Raw genomic sequence first — 19,380 nt, forward strand, 5'->3', positions numbered from 1 at the left:
AAAGGGAAAGAGATGAGAGGTTTGCTGAAATAGTCCTTTATTTTATAGATTGAATGAACAAAAAGACGATTTCATTTTTTGACGGAACATACGATCTCCTATTAAAATAGGACTATCTAAGACACATGGTGCGTTAAAAGATATAAAAACCATACAGCATGCTGCTGTTCATCTTGAGCAATACGTTTCATCAGCTCTTTTGTTCCTTGATCCCGGACATAATCTGATACCGTTAAGTAAAAATCGACCGTTCTTTGTTCATCTTTAAATGCGAAAAGAAGCCCTTCTCTAAATTGATCTGGACAAGGTTCTGTTACGCTTGGTTTGTGGTTTTTACCTGTTAAAGAATAATATAGCTTTGTAAATAGTTGATAGTGTCTGACTTCATCCTGGCGTATTTCTTGAATGATTTTTTTTGCCTCAGGAGTTTTTGCTCTTTGGGCAAGTTTTTCGTAGCATTGGATCGCAGAATATTCACCATTGATCGCTTTTTCAAGGTCAGAAATGATCCTTGTGTTTTGGCGCATGTCATATGGCGAGTAGTCATAATAACCGTAATACATGATATTGCCAGCCTCCTTTAAGTTCATGATGGTTTATGATATGAGAAGAGTTAGGAAAGGTGCCTATATCTTTTTAGGAAGGAGAAGGGGAAAATAGCTATTTAATTCTATTTTCGCTAGAATATGAGTACATAAGAAAGGTGTTGTGGAGCGTGGAGATTCAGTTTTTAGCAGGCAGATCGGGGAGTGGAAAAACGACTGCAATCTTAGAGGAAATCAAAGAACAGCTTCGGCTAGATCCGCTGGGTCCGCCAATCATTTTTTTAGTCCCGGATCAAATGACATTCTTAATGGAATACGAGCTTGCAAAAACGTCTGAAGCTGGCGGGATGATCAGGGCCAAAGTATTTAGTTTCACGCGTCTTGCTTGGTCTATTTTACAGCAGACTGGCGGAGCGAACCGGCAATTTGTGACAAGCACAGGAATTCAAATGCTTTTAAGAAAAGTGATTGAAGAAGAGAAAGAAAAGTTTAAGGTATTCAAAAAAGCGAGTGATAAGCCAGGGTTTGTCGAGCAAATCGAAAAGACGATGGCTGAGTTCAAAAGATACTGCATGCTGCCGGAGGATATTGAAAAAATTTCATTATCGAGCATGTATTCAGAGTATACAGAAGAAAGACGGGCAGGCGAAAAATTGCATGATCTGCATGTTCTTTATCAGCAGATGGAGCAGCATTTACAAGATGAATATGTGCACTCAGAAGACTATTTGACGCTTCTCACGCAGCAAATTCCTTTATCTGAAGAAATAAAAGGAGCACATATTTATATAGATGGCTTTTATCAATTTACACCGCAGCAGCTTCTCGTCATTGAACAGCTTCTGCTACATGCTGAGAAAATAACGGCTGCGTTCACAGTGGATCGTTCCTATCATGATAAGCAGCCAAATGAACTTGATTTATTTCGTATGACTGGTAAAACGTATTTCCAGCTCTATCAGCTTGCCAAAGAGTGCGGAGCGGCCATTTCTGAGCACATTTTGGAGAGAAATAGCCGGCATCTTCATACGCCAGATCTTGCTTATTTAGAACGCCAATATGAGCAGAGACCGGTGCAGCCATATCAGGAAGTAACCCCTCATCTCACAGTGTCTAAAAGTGCGAGTAAACGAGCTGAAATTGAGGGTGTAGCGAGAGAAATTCTCCATTTAGTGAGAGAAGAAGGACTTAGACTGCGAGATATTTCAGTTGTCGCGCGGCATGTAGATGACTATAAAGATACGTTAAAAGAGGTTTTTCGAGATTACGATATTCCTTTTTTTATTGATGGAAATGAATCAATGCAGTATCATCCGCTCATTGAATTGATTCGTTCGAGCTTGGATGTCATAAAAGGAAACTGGCGGTATGAGGCCGTGTTTCGCTGCGTGAAAACAGAGTTCTTATTTCCGCTCGAACTTGCCAAAAACAAAGCGAGAGAACAGGCAGATCAGCTTGAAAACTACTGTATTGCTTATGGTGTGAAAGGAGAACGCTGGACAAACGGCTCCCGTTTCCACTACAGACGATTCCAATCTTTAGATGAGGATTTTGGACAAACAGATCAAGAAATTGAAATGGAACAGATGCTGAATGATGTAAAGGAATGGATTGCACCTCCGCTTTTCCAATTGCAAAAAAGGCTGAAAAAAGCGCAAAAGGTAAAAGACATGGTGGAGGCAGTTTATGTCTTTTTAGAGGAAATACAAGTGCCAGATAAACTTGAAAAAGCTAGGCTGGAAGCAGAAGAAGCAGGTAGATTAGCTGAAGCCATGCAGCATGGACAAGTATGGGATGCTGTTATTCAATTAATGGATGAATTTGTTGAAATGCTCGGTGATGAGGAGCTCTCATTTCCTTTATTCCAGCAAATGATGGATACAGGATTGGCCTCTTTAAAATTCGCTTTAATTCCGCCTTCACTCGACCAAGTATTTATCGGAAGTATGGATTTATCAAGAATGTATCAAGTGAAGTGTATGTTTATCATTGGGGTAAATGATGGCGTTATTCCCGCACGCCCTTCTGACGAAAGTGTTTTGTCTGAGGATGACAGGGAATGGTTAAAGCGAGCAGGAGCAGAGCTGGCAGAGACAGGAAAGGAACGGCTGCTAGATGAGCAATTTTTAATTTACCAGGCGCTGTCGAGTCCATCTCATCATTTGTATTTGTCTTATTCAGTGTCAGATGAAGAGGGGCGCTCTTTATTGCCTTCGACTCTTATCAAGTATTGTCAGGAGCTTATGCCAAATCATCAGCATGCTTTGTATGTGTTAGACCCGGAACAGCTGGATGACGAGGAGCAATTAAAATTTGTAGCGAATGAGCATGTCTCTTTATCGTATACTGTCTCGCAGCTGCAGCAATGGCTCAACCAATATCCCATCAGTGGTGTATGGTGGAGTGTTTATAATTATTTGATAACGTCTACTCATCGGGATGTATCAAAAAACATCTTGTCGAGTTTGTTTTTTACAAATCGAGCAAAGCGCTTAAAACCAAACGTCACAAAAGAACTTTACGGTGATCACATTCAAGGCAGTGTTTCAAGAATGGAGAAATTCAATGCGTGTGCATTTTCTCACTTTGCTTCCCACGGGTTAAAACTAAAGGACCGGCAATTTTATAAATTGGAAGCACCCGATATCGGCCAGCTGTTTCACTCGGCTTTAAAGCATATTTCAGATACGCTTGTTGAACAAAAAAAGGATTGGAAAAACTTAACGAAGGATGACTGTGTCAATTATTCAAGACATGCAATCGAACAGCTTGCTCCGCGTCTTCAAAAGGAAATCCTCTTAAGCTCTAATCGGCATGCTTATATTAAAGAAAAACTCCAGAAAATCTTAATTCGAGTCTCTTCTATCCTAAGTGAGCATGCAAGAGTGAGTGGATTTTCTCCCGTTGGACTTGAGTTAGGGTTTGGCGGCCAAGGACCTCTTCCGCCGTTTACTTTTCAATTGAAAAATGGCTGCACGATGGAGCTTGTCGGAAGAATTGACCGCGTAGATAAAGCAGAAGGTTCAAAAGGGCTGCTGTTGAGAATCGTCGACTACAAATCGAGTGAGAAAGGTCTTGATCTAGCAGAGGTATACTATGGGCTTGCCTTGCAAATGCTCACTTACTTAGATTTAACCATTACGTATTCGAAGGAATGGCTCGGTGTAGAAGCAACGCCAGCTGGCATTTTATATTTCCATATCCATGATCCGCTCATTCAAGCACCGATTCCGCTCGCAGAGGATGAAATTGAGCAGGAAATATTCAAGAAATTTAAAATGAAAGGTCTATTGCTTGAAGATGTAGAAGCGGTAAAGCTAATGGATCAAACGCTTGAATCAGGAAGATCACAAGTCATTCAAGCAGGTTTGAAAAAGGACGGATCTTTCCGTTCTGACTCTGCTGTTTTAAGTGAAGATCATTTCCATATACTCACACAGCACGTTCGGCGCACATTTGAAGAAGCAGGCGAAAGAATTACAAATGGTGAAGTTGCCATTAATCCATATAAATTGAAGGATCAAACACCATGCCGCTTTTGTTCATTTAAGTCTATTTGCCAATTTGATGAATCGATAGAGGATAATGAATTTAGAGTGCTTTCATCTGAAAAGGATGATGTTGTGATAGACCGGATCAAAAAAGAAGGGGATCAGTATGCAAATACCAAAACCGAATAACAGTACTTGGACGGATGACCAGTGGGAAGCCATCGTTTCAGAAGGACAAGATATTCTTGTTGCGGCGGCAGCAGGGTCAGGTAAAACAGCTGTTTTGGTTGAACGGCTGATTCGAAAAATGACCCGTCCAGAAGATCCAGTTGATGTGGATCGTCTGCTCGTTGTGACTTTCACAAATGCATCTGCGGCAGAGATGAAGCATCGGATCACAGAAGCACTTGAAAAGGAATTAGCGAAAAACCCCGGGTCCCTTCATATGAGAAGACAGCTGTCGCTCATGAATCGTGCCAATATTTCTACCTTGCACTCCTTTTGTTTGCAGGTTCTGCGCACCTTTTATTATGAAATTGACCTTGATCCAGGCTTCCGTTTGGCTGATCAAACAGAAGGAGAATTGTTAGGAGATGAAGTGTTGGATGAACTGTTTGAGGATGAATATAAAGCTGGAAAGCCATCGTTCTTTGAACTGGTTGATCGCTATACTTCTGACCGTCATGATTTAGACTTGCAATGGCTTGTGAAGAGAATTTATGAGTTTTCCAGATCTCACCCTTCACCTGAGCAATGGATGAGGGCATTTCTTTCTCTTTATGATGTAGATGCTCAAACAAAAGTAGAACAATTACCGTTTTACCCATATATCAAAGAGGACCTTTCTCTCGTTTTTCGAAGCTGTCTGGAACTACTCGAACGAGCTCTCGCCCTATCAAAAGAACCGGGCGGCCCGGCACCGAGAGCGGAAAATTTTATAGATGATTTAGAGCAAGTCAATGAATTAATCAGGCACCAAGATGATTTTGAAAAGCTTTACGAGCTTTTGCCAAACATCAATTTTAAAAGGCTCAAAACATGTAAAGGTGACGAATATGACCCTGTGCTGTTAGAAAAAGCCACAGATGCACGCAATCAAGCAAAAAAACAATTAGAAAAACTTAAAGATGAATACTTTATGCGCAGTCCAGCCCAGCATTTGAAGAGCTTAGCTGAAATGAAGCCGGTGGTCGAAACACTTGTGGAGCTTGTCATCCAATTTGGACAGCGTTTCGAAAAAGCGAAGCAAGAAAAATCAATCGTGGACTTTTCGGATTTAGAGCATTATTGCTTACGCATTTTAGCAGAGCAGGATGCGGAAGGAAATTTGATCGAAACAGAAGCGGCCAAGTACTATCAACAGCAGTTTGAAGAAGTGCTCGTTGATGAATACCAAGATACAAACCTTGTACAAGAAACGATTTTAAAGCTTGTATCTAAAGGGGAACATGCCGCAGACGGCAACCTGTTTATGGTTGGTGATGTAAAGCAGTCCATTTATCGCTTTAGACTGGCTGAGCCTATGCTCTTTTTAAACAAATATAAACAATTTACACCAGACGGCAAAGAAACAGGGAAGAGAATCGATTTAAATAAAAACTTCCGTAGCCGTTCAGATGTGTTAGACAGTACGAACTTTTTGTTCAAACAGCTGATGGGTGAAACAGTTGGAGAAATTGAATATGATGAACAAGCTGAATTAAAGCTTGGAGCGAGTTATCCAGAAAGTAAAGAAACAACGACAGAAATGCTTCTTGTCCATTTAGATCAACAGGAAGCAGAAACTGACGAAGAGCGAGAAGAACTAGAGACCGTACAGCTTGAAGCGAGAGTCATTGCTAAAAAAATAAGACAATTGGTGGAGCAGCCATTTCAAGTGTACGATGCAAAACAGCAAATGACCCGTAACTTGCAGTATCGGGACATTGTGATTTTGCTTCGTTCTATGCCATGGGCCCCGCAAATGATGGAGGAATTGAAGAAGCAGGGAATCCCTGTGTATGCGAATCTTTCTTCCGGTTATTTTGAAGCAACAGAGGTATCTGTCATTCTTTCTCTGTTAAAAGTCATTGATAATCCATATCAGGATATCCCGCTTGCAGCTGTATTAAGATCACCACTTGTCCATTTAGACGAAAATGAAATGGCACTGATTCGCACGAGTGATAAAAAAGGCACTTATTATGATGCTGTGAAGGCATTTATGAGTGTGACTCATTCAGATCACCCTACATGCAAAAAACTAGAACGGTTTTTCAGGTTGCTGCGTAAATGGCGTGATTTCTCGATGAATCATTCAGTAGCGGAATTGATTTGGGAAGTATACCGCGATACGCAGTATCTAGATTACGTTGGCGGGATGCCTGGAGGCAAGCAGAGACAGGCGAATCTCCGCGCTCTTTATGATCGAGCGAAGCAGTATGAAAAAGCTGCCTTTAGAGGGCTGTTCCGTTTTCTTCGTTTTATCGAAAGAATGCAGGAGCGTGGAGATGATCTTGGTGCGGCAAAAACGTTCAGTGAAACAGAGGATGTTGTTCGCATGATGACGATTCACAGCAGTAAAGGGTTAGAATTTCCAATCGTCTTTACCGCAGGACTCGGCAGGAACTTTAATATGATGGACTTAAACCAGTCCTATTTACTTGATAAAGAGCTAGGCTTTGGAAGCAAGTATATCCATCCTGAGCTGAGAATTAGTTATGCAACATTACCGCTTGTAGCGATGAAAAAAAAGATGAGGAAAGAGCTGTTATCTGAAGAGCTGAGAGTTCTATATGTGGCGCTCACAAGGGCTAAGGAAAAATTATTTCTGGTCGGCTCAGTCAAAAATCAGGTGAAAGCATTAAGCAAATGGCAAAATGCTGCAACCGGAGAAGATTGGCTGCTCCCTGATTTTGAACGTTATCAATCGAAAACATACTTAGATTTTATTGGTCCTGCTCTCATCCGTCACCAAGCAATGTCATCTATTTTAGAAGAAACAGGTGATGTTGTTCTTTCGCATCCATCAGCATTCACAATCTCATTTACTCAAGCTTCCGATCTTCTAAAAGAAGATATGTCACTTGAAAAGGAGCAGCAAGACGAGGTGGTACAAGCTTTGATGGAGGGGCTGCCTGTTGAAGAATATGGTGATGCTGATGAGAAAGTAGCAGAGAGACTTTCATGGAGATACCCATATCTAGCGGCCTCACAAGTCGGCACAAAGCAGTCTGTTTCCGAGATAAAGAGAATGAAAGAAATACAGGATGAGTACAGTGTTCCTTCTTCTCTTCGAAAAGCTCGTGCCACGTTGTATGACCGGCCGGCTTTCATGAAGAAAAAAGCACTCACTGCCGCAGAGCAAGGCACCGCAATGCACACAGTCATGCAGCATATTGCGCTTCCTTCTGACGAGCCCTACGATGATTCACGTATACAGCAGCTGCTCGATTCCTTACAGCAGCGAGACTTGCTAACAAATGAGCAAGTCCAGTCAATTGATCAAGAAGGAATTGCAGCTTTCTTCTATACTTCTATTGGTCAAAAGCTGCGAAAAGCGGATTGGGTGAAACGAGAAGTGTCATTTAGTATGGTGTTACCTGTTAAAGAGGTATACAGCCATATTGATGCAGAGGGGGAGCCTGTCCTTATTCAAGGGATGATTGACTGTTTATTTGAAACGGACGGAAAGCTATATTTACTAGATTATAAAACCGATAGAGTGCAAGGCAGATTTACAGGCGGCCTTGAAGCAGCTGTGCCTGCATTGAAAAAGCGCTATGAAACTCAAATAGCGTTATATGCAAAAGCAGTAGAACGTTTAACAAACAGAACATTAGAGGAGAAAATTCTTTATTTCTTTGATGGGAATATAGAAATTTCATTATAAATGTTTCGGAATGAGAGGTGAATCAAATGAGGATTCTGCATACGGCGGATTGGCATTTAGGAAAAACCCTTGAAGGCCGAAGCCGGCTTGATGAGCAAGCACAGTTTTTAGATGAGCTGTATCAAATCGTAAAAGACGAACACATTGATGTCATTGTCATGGCTGGAGACGCCTTTGATACAGTGAATCCGCCTGCTAGAGCAGAGCAGCTTTTTTATGAAAGTCTATCCGCCTTATCTGATAAAGGAAAACGTCAGGTCGTGGTCATCTCAGGCAACCATGATAATCCGGATCGACTATCCGCCGCATCTCCTTTAACAAATGATCAGGGGATTCATTTAATTGGATATCCGACAAATGATATCATCCGCGTCGATGTTCCTTCTTCGAGTGAACGTTTATCCATTGCAGCACTCGCTTATCCGTCTGAAGCGAGACTAAACGAGGTACTGGCTGAAACATTTGAGGAAAAAGTGCTTCGTGATCATTACAATTTAAAAATACAGCAAGCATTCCAACATTTAAGCACTCAATTTCAAGCCGATACGGTCAATATCGCAACGAGCCATATTTATGTGGCAGGAGGAAGTCAAACAGATTCAGAAAGACCGATTGAAGTAGGCGGTGCATATACCGTTGCGGCTGAAAGTCTGCCAGAAGCAGCCTGCTATGTGGCCCTTGGTCATTTGCACAGGCCGCAAACCATCAAGCGTGCCAAAACGATCGCCCGCTATTCCGGGTCACCTCTTGCTTACAGCTTTTCTGAATCAGGATATGCCAAATCAGTCACGATTGTTGAAGCAAAACCTAATGAAAAAGCAAGCTGGAAAGAAGTGTTGTTATCAAGCGGAAAACCACTTGTGAAATGGAAGGCGACTGAGGGACTGAGTCAAGTACACGAGTGGCTGGATGAAAAACGGGATCTTCAGGCATGGATTGATTTAGAGATTCATTTAACAGATCAGCTCTCTATAGAAGAGATCCATCAGCTCCGAAAGCAGCATAGCGGGTTTGTCCATATTAGACCAAAATTTAAAGAACTGCAGCAATTGGAAGAACAAAAGCAAATCGAAAAGCTCTCGATCGAAGAGCGGTTCGTGAAATTTTATGAGCGCCAGACAGGCGGCGGACTTCCTGATGAAAAAACAATTAAGCTGTTTTTAGAGCTCGCCAATGAAATGCAAGAGGAGGAAGCGACTTGAAGCCGATTACGCTAACCATTAAAGGACTTCATAGCTTCAGAGAAGAACAAACAATTGACTTTAGCTCATTATGTGATGCAGGTGTGTTTGGCATTTTTGGACCGACAGGAAGCGGAAAATCGTCCATATTAGACGCAATGACCCTGGCACTCTATGGCAAAGTGGAACGTGCGTTAAATAATACACATGGTATTTTGAACCAAGCGGAAGAGAAACTGTCAGTTTCCTTTACGTTCGCTTTGCAGAAGGAACACCATATTTCTTATAAAGTCGAACGTGCTTTTAAGCGGGCGGATGAAATGAAAGTCAGAACGACACTATGCCGTCTGATTGAAATTGGTGATTCGCAGACAGTCCTTGCAGATAAAGCGAGTGAGGTCAATCGTAAAATAGAGGAATTACTCGGGTTAACCATCGATGATTTTACGCGTGCGGTTGTCTTGCCCCAAGGGAAGTTTGCAGAATTTCTTTCCTTAAAAGGAGCCGATAGACGACAAATGCTTCAGCGTTTGTTTAACCTGGAAAAGTATGGGGATCAGCTCGTCAAACGTTTGCGTGCAAAGGCGCAGAATCAGTATGGACAAAAAAATGAACTGCTTGCTGAGCTGAATGGTTTAGGTGAAGCTGGTCCAGAGGCGCTCGCAAAGGCAAAGGAAGCGGCAGAGCAGGCAAAGGCTATTTTTCATGAGAAAAAACAAGCGCGGGATGAGGCGTTCACTGCTTTTACAAAGGCGCAAACAATTTGGCAGTATCAAAAAGAACAAGAAGCTTATGAGACGGAACTAAACCATCTGAATCAACTGGCACCATCAATGGAAGAAAAAAAGGCCAAGCTTCATATTGCTGAGCAGGCAGAGGCATTAAAGCCCTATGCGGATGCATTAACAAAGGCTGAAAATCAGCTTTCTCAAGCATTAAAAGAGAAGCAGGAAGCAGAAAATCAGCTTCTGCATCAACGATCGATCTATGATCAAATGACGCAGAACTATGAGCAAGCCAGACAAAAGAAAATAGAAACTGAGCCGGAACTTCTCCAAAAGAAAGAGCAGCTGATTCAGCTAAAGGAAATTGAACGAAAAAAAGAGGCGGCTCTTCAGGAAAAGACGGCAATCGAACAGAGAAAAAATAATACAGCGCAGCAATTATTACAAAAAAAAGAAGAAGCAGACAATCTCCAATCATTGTTAGAACGTGCACTGGCAAAACAAACACAGCTGAAGCGTGAGCTGGAGTCATTACAAGTCTCTGTAAAAGAACGGAAAAGTGTACAGGATGCTTTGCGTTTAAGCGAAAATGTTCAAAGAATACATCAAAGCATACACAAGGAAGAACAAAAGATGGAGGAGCTCAAAAAGCGATCATCACAGACCGTAGCAGCATTTGAAAAGCTTCAAAAACAGCAAAAAGACCATCATGAAAAAATAGACCAATCGTTTCAAGCGATTGAACAGCTCTATTTCTATGTATGTGAATTCGAACGGGCTTTTACAGAATGGAGTAAAAGAGAACAAAGTCAGAAGCTCGAAAAATTAAAACAGCGTGATGCTGTTAGGGCGGCGGAATTAAGAAAAGAATTAGCGGCAGAGCTTGTAGATGGTGAGCCATGTCCTGTTTGTGGATCGGTTCATCATGACCCAAAGGCATTGGAAAACAATGACCATGAAGAAACAGTGGCACAAATCGATGAAGTGATTCAACGGATGGACACAGAGCTTAAGCAGGCAGAGGAATACACAAGAGACATGTATGCCGCCAAGCAGCTATTGGAAACGCACGCTAATCAATTAGTAAAACAATTTGCCTTTTTATCTCAGAAAGCTCCAGGTGCGGAAGTGGCAGCAGCAGTAGAAGCAGTGCAAAATCCGGAGTCCTTGCAGTATCTCATGCAAGAATGGAAAGGCTTGAAACAAGATATTCAAGAAGTTGATCGTAAACGAGCTCGTTTAATGGATGAAACACATGATCAAGCAGCAGAGATAAACAAGATAAAAGATCAAATGACATTTGAACAGCAGCGTATCGAAGAATTAGACGGGCTGATCAAGGAGCTTCAATCTGAGCTTTCAGAGCAAACATCTCAATTTGAACAGGCCTTCCCGCACTTTACTTTGCATCAAGTACAAGAGATGCAAAAGCAAATAGATGAAAAGGACCAGCAAGCGGAAGGCTATAAAGAGCGGATTGAGAAAAGTATTTCATTTTTGGAAGAAAAACAGCAGGCAAAAGAACAGCTGCAAACAGCCATATACGATGTGGAGAAGGAACTTGATAAACTAGCGCATCAGCTGGAAAGTCAGGAAAAGCTCATTCATCAATATGAAACAGATTTAGGGCGATATCCATTAAAAGCTGTCTCCATTTCTGAAGAACTGATCGAGGTTGAACACACGCTTGTTCGTCTGAATGAAATGGAACAGCAATCGTACAAGCAATTACAGCATGCGCAGGAGCTCTTTAGTCAGGCACAAAGCCATTTTTCAAGCAGTGAACGTCAGCTTCAAGAGGCTGAACGAAGAAAACAAGAAGCAAGAGCAGCATGGGATAAAGAATCGGAGTCTTCTCCTTTTGATAAGCCTCAAGAGATTGCATCTGCTTTCCTGAATCAGGCAGTACGTCAATCAGTTAAACAAGAAATTGATGAATTTGAGGATAAAAGAAAGCAATGTGCCGCAAACTTAAAGCGAATTTCTGAACTGCTGAAAGATGAGTCACTAGATGAAGAGCAGTGGACTGATATTCAACTGAGGAAAGAAGCGGCAGAAAAGGCATTGGAAGAAGCAACAGTGATGAGCGGCTCTGCTTATGAACATCTGCGTGTGATGGAAGAAAATCACCAGCGATTTGCAAGTATTCATGAACGCTTAGCGGAGCTGCAGCAAGAAATTGATCGGCTCGATAAGCTGCAAACCGTGTTTAAAGGAAATACATTTGTTGAGTTCTTAGCAGAAGAACAGCTGGAAAGTGTCAGTCGTGATGCATCTGCCCGTCTTGGTATTTTGACCAGACAAAGGTATGCGATTGAAGTGGATTCAGAAGGCGGCTTTGTCATGCGTGATGATGCGAATGGCGGTGTCAGACGTCCAGTGTCCAGCTTGTCCGGCGGGGAGACCTTCCTGACGTCGCTTGCGCTTGCACTAGCTCTTTCAGCGCAGATTCAGCTGAGAGGTGAGTTTCCGCTGCAATTCTTTTTCCTTGATGAAGGTTTTGGTACCCTTGATCAAGACTTGCTTGATACGGTCATTACCGCATTAGAGAAATTACAATCCCAAAACTTAGCTGTTGGTGTCATCAGCCATGTGGAAGAATTGAAAATGCGGCTGCCGAAGAAACTGATTGTCCATCCAGCAGATCCAAGTGGGAAAGGGACAACAGTCTCAATGGAATTAATGTAAATATTGAGGTGATGACACGGTGGCAAAGCAAACAATTGGATTATGTGAGCTGTGCGGAAGACAAGATGTCCTGCTCACAGAACATCACTTAACGCCAAGAGAAGAGGGTGGTGCTTTTTTACCGACTGCCTTCTTGTGCATCCCTTGTCATAAACAAGTACATGCCCTTTTTACAAACCAGGAGCTTGCCGCATGTTTGAACACAATTGATGCACTGAGGCAGGATGAAAAGCTTGCTTCGTACATCAAATGGATTCGGAAACAGCCGGCAAGCAAGCTAGTTAAAACAAAAAAATCTAGACAGCGCAGAAAGAAATAAGCATAAAAAAGCGCTCCTCTATTTGAAATAGGTGTAGAGGAGCTGCTTCATGCATTACCTACCATATTCTGATCATTTAAGTCAGGATCCACATAGTTGGTGGCGCTAATGCCATTATTTAATATCAAGAAATCTCCGGTATTCCCCGCTCCAGAGCCTAAAGCAGATTTTGACGAACTTTTAGGCGACAGGTAGAATGAGTCACCGACGTTTACGACGCCTCCAGAAATAGAGTTAATGTAAATGGGTCCGACAATTGCTGGCATAATCGACATCCTTTATTCGAAGTCATATCACCATCATATGCGCAGGTAGGTCCATTTGTGAGTTTTGCGGACTTTCATCATTGCTAAACAGCTCCCTAATATGCTTCACTCGCGCGACGCCATTCATTCGACAAGTAGAGCCGATTTGATAGACAGAGGACGATGATACCCCTTCTACATGGATGGAAGACACTTTAATCACAGGCTTTTCATGGTAAAAGGCTGTTCTCACTGATCGTTCTGGCAGCATCAATGGAATAGGCTCATAATACACTTCAAATTCTTTCGCATCTAAATTTTCTGCTTCATAGCCATAAAACAAACTAATGGTTCGTTGAACAGCTAACACCTTGACTTTCGGGCATAGCTCCTGAGTATCACCGATTTGAACCACACTCGAAATCCCGACAGAATTCACCTTTGAGAACTTCACTTGAGATGTGCGCTTGATCATTATCGAGGTGCTAGAGGAACAAACGGGCCAATAATCAGAGATTCTGGCGGTGTATCGAAAATTGAGGATAATTGTACATGATCTGTGTCCCCGATGATAAATAAGGAAGAAGACGATACCCCGACTACTTTAATGCTTCCGGTCTCAATGTTGCGGTTGACAACTGTGAAATTCATCCGTTTTCCTCTCCTTTCGTTTCACTTGGAATATGGGCTAAAAAGTGCTCAATCGCCCGCTTTACATCATGCTTCACATATTCAGCAATTTGCTCTGAACGCTGCAACGGTGTCATATCTTCCCGGTGTGATAACTGTCCCGCATAGTATTTGATCCTGCTGTCAATTTGCTTGCGAATGTCCTCAATGATATGGTGTTTGTTGCTTTCATCGAGGGACCCTTCATATCGCTGCTCTAGTTCTTCAAGAAGTTCTGGAGCTTCTTCATTTAGAAATGCATCGACAAGCTGCCGTGTTTGATTGAAAAATTGATCAGCCATTTCTTGTTGCATCATTCCAATTCCCGGGGTTGTTGTTTGGCCCACTTCAAAGTTTTGAACACTGTTTGGATCAGATGGGTTGAGGCCGATATTCAGCGTCCCTTCCAGCCGTTCGATTTTCAGTTGATCAAATTGATAATCAATCCGTTCAATATTCGTTGTCGGTTTATCTTTGATCATTTGCATTTCCTGCTGAAGCTCGTTAAGCCTTTTTTCAAGCATCATGATTTGTTGCGATTGTTTTTGAATGATGCCATATACTTGTGAAGCGTTGCTCTGATAATCATACATTTACCTACACCTCCGGGGATTGCAGATGACTTAAGTTGTTGGTGACTGAAGCGGTACAAAAGGTGCTGTGCTTGCGCCTTGAGATTCTTCAATTCCTTGTGTACCTGCTGCGGCAGGCGCTGCTTCTACGTAGCTTCCCGTGTTATACAGGTTGGAAAGGGCTTTGATGGATCCAGCACTCCCGATTTGCAGAACAGAGGAGTTACTTACAGACTCCACACGTAAATAATTAATTTGTATCGCTTGATTAATATAGAAGTTCAACGGATCCTCACTCCTTACAAGTTACCAACAAGCGGTTGATCTATGACATCACTGTCGTACGTATTTGTCACACTTTTGTAGTTGCTAATTTGCAATTGATCACCTGTATTAAAACTGCCTGCGCCAGCAAACGTTTTAACCTGACTATTTGGAGAAATGGTGATACAGTCTCCAACATGAACGACTCCGCTCGTTCCGACGGCATTTACTTTAAAGGCTCCCACAATAGCCGGCATAGCGGTGCACATCCTTTATAAAATTAGGGCACTTTGTTTTTGGGCGTTTCACCATAGCTTATGATGGGTCTTTTAATGTGTGATTGTCTTTTTGAAAGCTTTTCATGAGAGGAATTAGATGTATGGCTTACCCTTTTTTTGAGCAATCTTTAGAGGTGGATTTGATGCCTTTATTTAAGAGCATGTCAAGCTCTTGACTGCATCTGATGGTTTCTTCGGCATTCATCCCGAATTTTTTTGCAGTCTCAATTAAATGTAATCTTTTTTGTTCAATTTCATAATTGATCATAACGGACGCCAACTCTCACATTTTTTATCAAATAGAAGGATATGGTTAGTATACCCTATTTTTCTATAAAAAAAGCTGTTTCGTCAATATGAGTAATAAAGTGACAAAATTCGAAAGTGTTCTTACGTACCAAATTTCTCTTTTCTGATCTCAGCCTGTAAATAACGTCGTCTTTTGTTGATATACTGCCGGATTAAGTCTCGTTCAGATGGTAGGATGTCTTTTCGATCTTTCGTATATGGATCATCTCCAATTCGGTCCACAATCGATTCATGCCATTTCTCTATGATTGGACAGAGCCGGTCTTCTACAAAATGTGTATCGAGTACATGCTGGAAAAGTGTGTAATAGGCCTCTTTAAACGAAGGGATATCTAGTAATCTAGCAGTTAATGTATTAAAGCCGTTTAATGGGATGTAATCAAACGCCATTTCTTCACCATGAATGTCACGACCCCATGTTGCATCATAATCCCAAGGAAGTACTTGAAACCGTCCTTGTTCATTCACATAAAGAGCGTAGTTATGAACAAAACCATCAAAGTTTTGTGTGCATACCACACCGATGAGCCAGCGGAAATATTGTGTCACATCTAGGTATTGTTCAATTTTTTCTGCAAAAGTGTCATCTCTTGCTGTGTTGAGAAAGTAAATAAATTCACTCAGCTGCTGATCATGTTGAGACGTCCCCGTTTTTTTCTCGTATCCGAGAAGAAGGTGCTTTTTTGGCTTTTTATCAAAAGAACTCAAAAGGGAGAAATTCGCGTCGTCATCAACCGCATAATAAATGCCGCCTCCTGAAAACTGTCGTTTTTGAAGAAAGAACTCATCGACGGATTCTATTTTCAAATAAATGCCTTCTTTTCTTCCGTTTATGGTGAGAAACACATGAGAAGCGGCTGGACTAAGCACCCCCATCTGCTCAAAGAAATAAAAAGATAGTCTGTTTCGGATAAACGAAGGGTCATTGTACTCTGCATTTAAATGAAAGATGGATTCGCCTTGTCTTTGTTTTGGCTTTCGGTATTCAATTTGATAGGATTTTTTCTTAAGCTTTCTAATGTGTGAACCGCGGTATGAAGCATAAATATGTGATTTGGTTTGGCCTGTTTTCAGAATAGCTTCAACAGGTTCATCGTTCCAAATGTCTTTTTTTAGTTCAATCAGGTCCTTTGGATGAATCCACATATCAAGTTGTTTTAAAGGTTCCGTGTTCATACGTTCATCAGCCTCCTATATGCTCTTCTTTACAATATGAAAGTGAAGGAATGTCCTGTACCGGCTGGTAGGTATTCATGGAGTTTTAAAGGAAAGAGGCATTCGTCACGAACACTTGTCTACCGAGTCTCGTAACATAAAGCAGAGAAGATAAACAGCTTTGTCTGTTTGTTTTGTCGAAGCATAGACTGGAGGGGAATTGTTCGTGAGTACATTTGATCATTCGCACATTGAACATGCAGTGGCTTCACTTCGAAGTGAGGGACGTGATCATCACTTAGATCGTGAACCAGAATCGAAACGTTCGCATAAGTCAGCTCGTTCTCGTCATTCAAATCGCGGTCATTGGTTCTTTGGCGGTGGTGGACGCCGTAAATCACGCCGCAGTAAAAAAAGCTACAGAAGCTATCGTTCAAAGAAAAGTTATCGCTCTAAGAAAAGCATGAAGAGTAAAAAGTCATATAAAAGCAAAAAATCTTGCAGAAGCAAAAAGAGCGAACCGAAAAAGTCATGTCGCAGCAAACACAGATCGCATCATAAGAAAAGCTGCCGCAAGTCACACCGCAGCAAGCACAGATCGCATCATAAGAAGAGCTGCCGCAAGTCACATCGCAGTAAGCACAGATCGCATCATAAGAAAAGCTGCCGCAAGTCACATCGCAGCAAGCACAGATCCCATCATAAGAAGAGCCGCAAGTCACGCCGTAGCCATCGATCTAAACGTTCTCATCACCATAAACGCAGCCGATCTTGCCATAGATGTGGAAAGAAGAAGCATCGTTCTCAAAGAACAGGAAATGTTGAGCGTAAATGGGATCAAGGAAATATGTGGGAATATCGCCGTTTCCGCTAGGCATTCAATCATCATTTTTGAAACCCTTTTTAAAAGAGAGTATGATAAAAAAGGGTTTTTTTTATTTCATAGAGAAATAAAATGAGACATCATAACTTAGCGAAATGAAGATTGTGAGGGGAAGACATGAAGTTTTTTACAGGTGAGATACATAGCAGCATGTTTATTGGGGTAGTCATTGATGATGAATGGGTGATGGACGTCAAAAAGGCAGAAGCCAAATTATTTGAGCTTGAGACACTGCCAAACTCTTTATCTGAGTGCATCAAAATGGGGGACAAGTTTGTAGAACATGTGGGGCAGCTTCTTGATTGGGCTGAGAAAAAAGAAGAAGACCGCGGCTCTTATGTATATCCGCTTTCGGACGTGAAACTCCATGCCCCGATTCCAAAGCCGTCTAAAAACATCATGTGTGTCGGAAAGAATTATCAAGATCATGTTATGGAAATGGGAAGTGCGGCGGATATTCCTAAAGACGTGATGATTTTTACAAAGGCACCTACTTCTGTCATTGGACACGAAGATGAGATTCTTCTTCATGAAGATGTGACAAGTGAATTGGATTATGAAGGAGAGCTTGCTATCGTGATGGGCAAATCAGGGAAAAACATTGCTCCTGAAGAGGTCCGAGATTATATATTCGGTTACACCATTTTAAATGATGTGACGGCAAGAGATTTGCAGAAAAAACACAAACAATTTTTCATTGGCAAAAGTTTAGATACAACCTGCCCGATAGGACCTTATATCGTTCATAAATCAATGATCGAGGATCATGGTGCGCTCCATGTGGAAACAAAGGTAAACGGAGAGGTTCGTCAGTCTGCCAGTACGGAATTAATGATCTTCACAATTGAGAACATCGTCTCCACTCTTTCAAAAGGGATGACGCTAGAAGCAGGTGACATCATTGCAACAGGTACACCTTCTGGGGTAGGGAAGGGCTTTGAACCGCCTAAGTTTTTAGCTTCTGGAGATCGAATTGACATCACGATTGAACCGATTGGGACGCTGACAAATCACGTCAAATAAAGCACGTGATGACACAGGATTGTCGCTTTGTGTTCGACTTATTTCGTGGTACGATGAGAAGGTACTTGTTCTGATAAAGGGGGAAATCACAAATGGGAACACATTTACATATCACAGCATGGGTGCTGGGGATTATTTTATTCTTCGTAGCCTTTGCTCTAGCAGGTAAAAACGACAAAGGCGCTAAAATTGTGCACATGATCGTTCGCTTATTCTACTTGATCATTATCGCAACAGGCGTAGAGCTGTATGTTCGCACAGGAATGAAAATTCCAGGTTTCGGGGGCGAGTATATCGGAAAAATGATTCTCGGTATCCTAGTGATCGGTTTCATGGAAATGGTCCTAGTGCGCAAGAAAAAAGGAAAATCGGTGACTGGTGTGTTGATTGGTTTTATCGTATTTGCGATTGTGACCATTCTTCTCGGTTTACGTCTGCCGATCGGTTTCCATATCTTTTAATATAAAAAGGACATTGCTTATACGAAGCAGTGTCCTTTTTATGTGGCATCAAATTGTGAAACGATCCGTTGTCCATCTGAAGTGGTCCATTCAAAACGAATGTGACTGGAGGCAGGGTCATGGTGACATTGAAGTGCAAGTGATTGCGTATCTGCCGAAAACTGAAAGAAAGAGACGCGCTGCAATGAATGAAAGGAAGAGAAGACACAATCATAGACGGAAAAACCAAGCTGCTCTACCTGCTCAAGGATGTGATCAAAGACGTTCTCCGGTACGAACATGAGAAGATCGAGCAAGCCTTTGGCAAGGGACGCCGTATATTGAATTTTTTCTCCTCCTTGTACTTCTATTAGCTGCCCGTTTTCATGAAGAACCATGGAACCAAGCAATTCTCCTTTTGTCCATCGGTCATTTTCCTTCAAACAGATCATTGTGCTTTGAAGACTTTCTGGCAGCATGATCTCTCCTTCTTCATCTTCAATCAAACAATGCCCGTTTTCAATGAGTAAATACCCGTTACACCATCTTCTGCTGCAGCGTTCAAGCTGCTTCATTCGATTCTCCATTTGCAAAAGCTCCTTTCCTCTTTCTTTTCTTACCAAATCAAGCCTGTCCTATACACCGGGAAAAAAGGACAAATCAACTATCAAGGAGACGATGCATAAACTAAGAAAGGCTGAATGAGAACACTTGAGGAAAAA

Annotated in this window: 18 protein-coding genes; 8 read left to right on the forward strand and 10 right to left on the reverse strand. The window is 41.8% G+C overall.

Annotated features, from left to right (window positions below; translation table 11 throughout):
- Nucleotides 1–116: 116 nt before the first annotated feature.
- Nucleotides 117–563, reverse strand: a complete 447-nt coding sequence (locus AMR95_RS15700; RefSeq protein ID WP_039177646.1) for a ferritin-like domain-containing protein — start codon at nt 561–563, stop codon at nt 117–119.
- 152 nt (nt 564–715) lie between these two features.
- Between AMR95_RS15700 and addB the strand changes: the two genes are divergently transcribed.
- Genes addB through AMR95_RS15725 form a run of 5 tightly spaced genes read left to right on the forward strand, consistent with a single transcriptional unit; the run spans nt 716 to nt 12,820 of the window.
- Nucleotides 716–4,225, forward strand: a complete 3,510-nt coding sequence (gene addB / locus AMR95_RS15705) for a helicase-exonuclease AddAB subunit AddB (RefSeq protein ID WP_058838812.1) — start codon at nt 716–718, stop codon at nt 4,223–4,225.
- Nucleotides 4,203–7,907 (forward strand): helicase-exonuclease AddAB subunit AddA, encoded by a 3,705-nt coding sequence (gene addA, locus AMR95_RS15710; protein WP_058838813.1) that lies wholly within the window; start codon nt 4,203–4,205, stop codon nt 7,905–7,907. Before addB ends, addA begins: the two co-directional genes overlap by 23 nt.
- Nucleotides 7,908–7,933: 26 nt before the next feature.
- Nucleotides 7,934–9,109, forward strand: a complete 1,176-nt coding sequence (gene sbcD, locus AMR95_RS15715; protein ID WP_058838814.1) for an exonuclease subunit SbcD — start codon at nt 7,934–7,936, stop codon at nt 9,107–9,109.
- On the forward strand, nt 9,106–12,501 hold the full coding sequence (locus tag AMR95_RS15720) for an AAA family ATPase (protein ID WP_058838815.1): 3,396 nt from the start codon (nt 9,106–9,108) through the stop codon (nt 12,499–12,501). The genes sbcD and AMR95_RS15720 overlap by 4 nt, the downstream gene beginning before the upstream one ends.
- Nucleotides 12,502–12,520: 19 nt before the next feature.
- On the forward strand, nt 12,521–12,820 hold the full coding sequence (locus AMR95_RS15725; protein WP_058838816.1) for a hypothetical protein: 300 nt from the start codon (nt 12,521–12,523) through the stop codon (nt 12,818–12,820).
- A gap of 47 nt (nt 12,821–12,867) precedes the next feature.
- Here the strand turns inward: AMR95_RS15725 and AMR95_RS15730 are convergent, their stop codons facing one another.
- The 8 genes from AMR95_RS15730 to AMR95_RS15765 all read right to left on the reverse strand — a co-directional run bounded on the left by AMR95_RS15730 (nt 12,868) and on the right by AMR95_RS15765 (nt 16,333).
- The gene (locus AMR95_RS15730; RefSeq protein ID WP_003211468.1) at nt 12,868–13,086 is read right to left on the reverse strand and encodes a spore germination protein; all 219 of its coding nucleotides are present in this window, start codon (nt 13,084–13,086) and stop codon (nt 12,868–12,870) included.
- A gap of 22 nt (nt 13,087–13,108) precedes the next feature.
- Nucleotides 13,109–13,540, reverse strand: coding sequence for a spore germination protein GerPE (locus AMR95_RS15735; protein WP_024425504.1), 432 nt, complete (start codon nt 13,538–13,540; stop codon nt 13,109–13,111).
- A complete protein-coding gene (locus AMR95_RS15740) occupies nt 13,540–13,716 on the reverse strand; it encodes a germination protein GerPD (RefSeq protein WP_003210893.1) in 177 nt (58 codons plus the stop codon). Before AMR95_RS15740 ends, AMR95_RS15735 begins: the two co-directional genes overlap by 1 nt.
- Nucleotides 13,713–14,327, reverse strand: a complete 615-nt coding sequence (locus AMR95_RS15745; RefSeq protein WP_058838817.1) for a spore germination protein GerPC — start codon at nt 14,325–14,327, stop codon at nt 13,713–13,715. The genes AMR95_RS15740 and AMR95_RS15745 overlap by 4 nt, the downstream gene beginning before the upstream one ends.
- Before the next feature lie 30 nt (nt 14,328–14,357).
- A complete protein-coding gene (locus tag AMR95_RS15750; protein WP_003210877.1) occupies nt 14,358–14,591 on the reverse strand; it encodes a spore germination protein GerPB in 234 nt (77 codons plus the stop codon).
- A gap of 14 nt (nt 14,592–14,605) precedes the next feature.
- The gene (locus AMR95_RS15755; protein WP_024425506.1) at nt 14,606–14,827 is read right to left on the reverse strand and encodes a spore germination protein; all 222 of its coding nucleotides are present in this window, start codon (nt 14,825–14,827) and stop codon (nt 14,606–14,608) included.
- Nucleotides 14,828–14,954: 127 nt separating this feature from the next.
- Nucleotides 14,955–15,116, reverse strand: a complete 162-nt coding sequence (locus AMR95_RS15760) for an aspartyl-phosphate phosphatase Spo0E family protein (protein WP_039177669.1) — start codon at nt 15,114–15,116, stop codon at nt 14,955–14,957.
- A gap of 122 nt (nt 15,117–15,238) precedes the next feature.
- Complete coding sequence (locus AMR95_RS15765) at nt 15,239–16,333, reverse strand: CotH kinase family protein (protein ID WP_058838818.1); 1,095 nt, start codon at nt 16,331–16,333, stop codon at nt 15,239–15,241.
- A gap of 205 nt (nt 16,334–16,538) precedes the next feature.
- Between AMR95_RS15765 and cotG the strand changes: the two genes are divergently transcribed.
- The 3 genes from cotG (at nt 16,539) to AMR95_RS15775 (ending at nt 18,679) form a co-directional block, all read left to right on the forward strand.
- On the forward strand, nt 16,539–17,186 hold the full coding sequence (gene cotG, locus AMR95_RS19615; RefSeq protein ID WP_082672261.1) for a spore coat protein CotG: 648 nt from the start codon (nt 16,539–16,541) through the stop codon (nt 17,184–17,186).
- A 126-nt stretch (nt 17,187–17,312) separates the two neighbouring features.
- On the forward strand, nt 17,313–18,218 hold the full coding sequence (locus AMR95_RS15770) for a fumarylacetoacetate hydrolase family protein (RefSeq protein ID WP_039177674.1): 906 nt from the start codon (nt 17,313–17,315) through the stop codon (nt 18,216–18,218).
- A 92-nt stretch (nt 18,219–18,310) separates the two neighbouring features.
- The gene (locus tag AMR95_RS15775) at nt 18,311–18,679 is read left to right on the forward strand and encodes a YisL family protein (protein ID WP_034282135.1); all 369 of its coding nucleotides are present in this window, start codon (nt 18,311–18,313) and stop codon (nt 18,677–18,679) included.
- A 38-nt stretch (nt 18,680–18,717) separates the two neighbouring features.
- On the opposite strand, the gene AMR95_RS15780 is transcribed toward AMR95_RS15775, so the two are convergent.
- A complete protein-coding gene (locus AMR95_RS15780; RefSeq protein ID WP_058838819.1) occupies nt 18,718–19,245 on the reverse strand; it encodes a DUF2777 family protein in 528 nt (175 codons plus the stop codon).
- Between the last annotated feature and the right edge of the window lie 135 nt (nt 19,246–19,380).

This window comes from Bacillus sp. G1(2015b) (assembly GCF_001482475.1).
Classification (GTDB): Bacteria; Bacillota; Bacilli; order Bacillales; family Bacillaceae; genus Bacillus; species Bacillus safensis.

Bases quoted from the DNA above. Each gene is read 5' to 3' on its own strand.
- AMR95_RS15730 (WP_003211468.1), bottom strand. From the start codon at position 13,086: ATGCCAGCAATTGTCGGACCCATTTACATTAACTCTATTTCTGGAGGC.
- AMR95_RS15735 (WP_024425504.1), bottom strand. From the start codon at position 13,540: ATGATCAAGCGCACATCTCAAGTGAAGTTCTCAAAGGTGAATTCTGTC.
- AMR95_RS15780 (WP_058838819.1), bottom strand. From the start codon at position 19,245: ATGGAGAATCGAATGAAGCAGCTTGAACGCTGCAGCAGAAGATGGTGT.
- AMR95_RS15770 (WP_039177674.1), top strand. From the start codon at position 17,313: ATGAAGTTTTTTACAGGTGAGATACATAGCAGCATGTTTATTGGGGTA.
- AMR95_RS15765 (WP_058838818.1), bottom strand. From the start codon at position 16,333: ATGAACACGGAACCTTTAAAACAACTTGATATGTGGATTCATCCAAAG.
- AMR95_RS15700 (WP_039177646.1), bottom strand. From the start codon at position 563: ATGTATTACGGTTATTATGACTACTCGCCATATGACATGCGCCAAAAC.
- AMR95_RS15775 (WP_034282135.1), top strand. From the start codon at position 18,311: ATGGGAACACATTTACATATCACAGCATGGGTGCTGGGGATTATTTTA.
- AMR95_RS15740 (WP_003210893.1), bottom strand. From the start codon at position 13,716: ATGAATTTCACAGTTGTCAACCGCAACATTGAGACCGGAAGCATTAAA.
- sbcD (WP_058838814.1), top strand. From the start codon at position 7,934: ATGAGGATTCTGCATACGGCGGATTGGCATTTAGGAAAAACCCTTGAA.
- AMR95_RS15745 (WP_058838817.1), bottom strand. From the start codon at position 14,327: ATGTATGATTATCAGAGCAACGCTTCACAAGTATATGGCATCATTCAA.
- AMR95_RS15755 (WP_024425506.1), bottom strand. From the start codon at position 14,827: ATGCCGGCTATTGTGGGAGCCTTTAAAGTAAATGCCGTCGGAACGAGC.
- AMR95_RS15760 (WP_039177669.1), bottom strand. From the start codon at position 15,116: ATGATCAATTATGAAATTGAACAAAAAAGATTACATTTAATTGAGACT.
- addA (WP_058838813.1), top strand. From the start codon at position 4,203: ATGCAAATACCAAAACCGAATAACAGTACTTGGACGGATGACCAGTGG.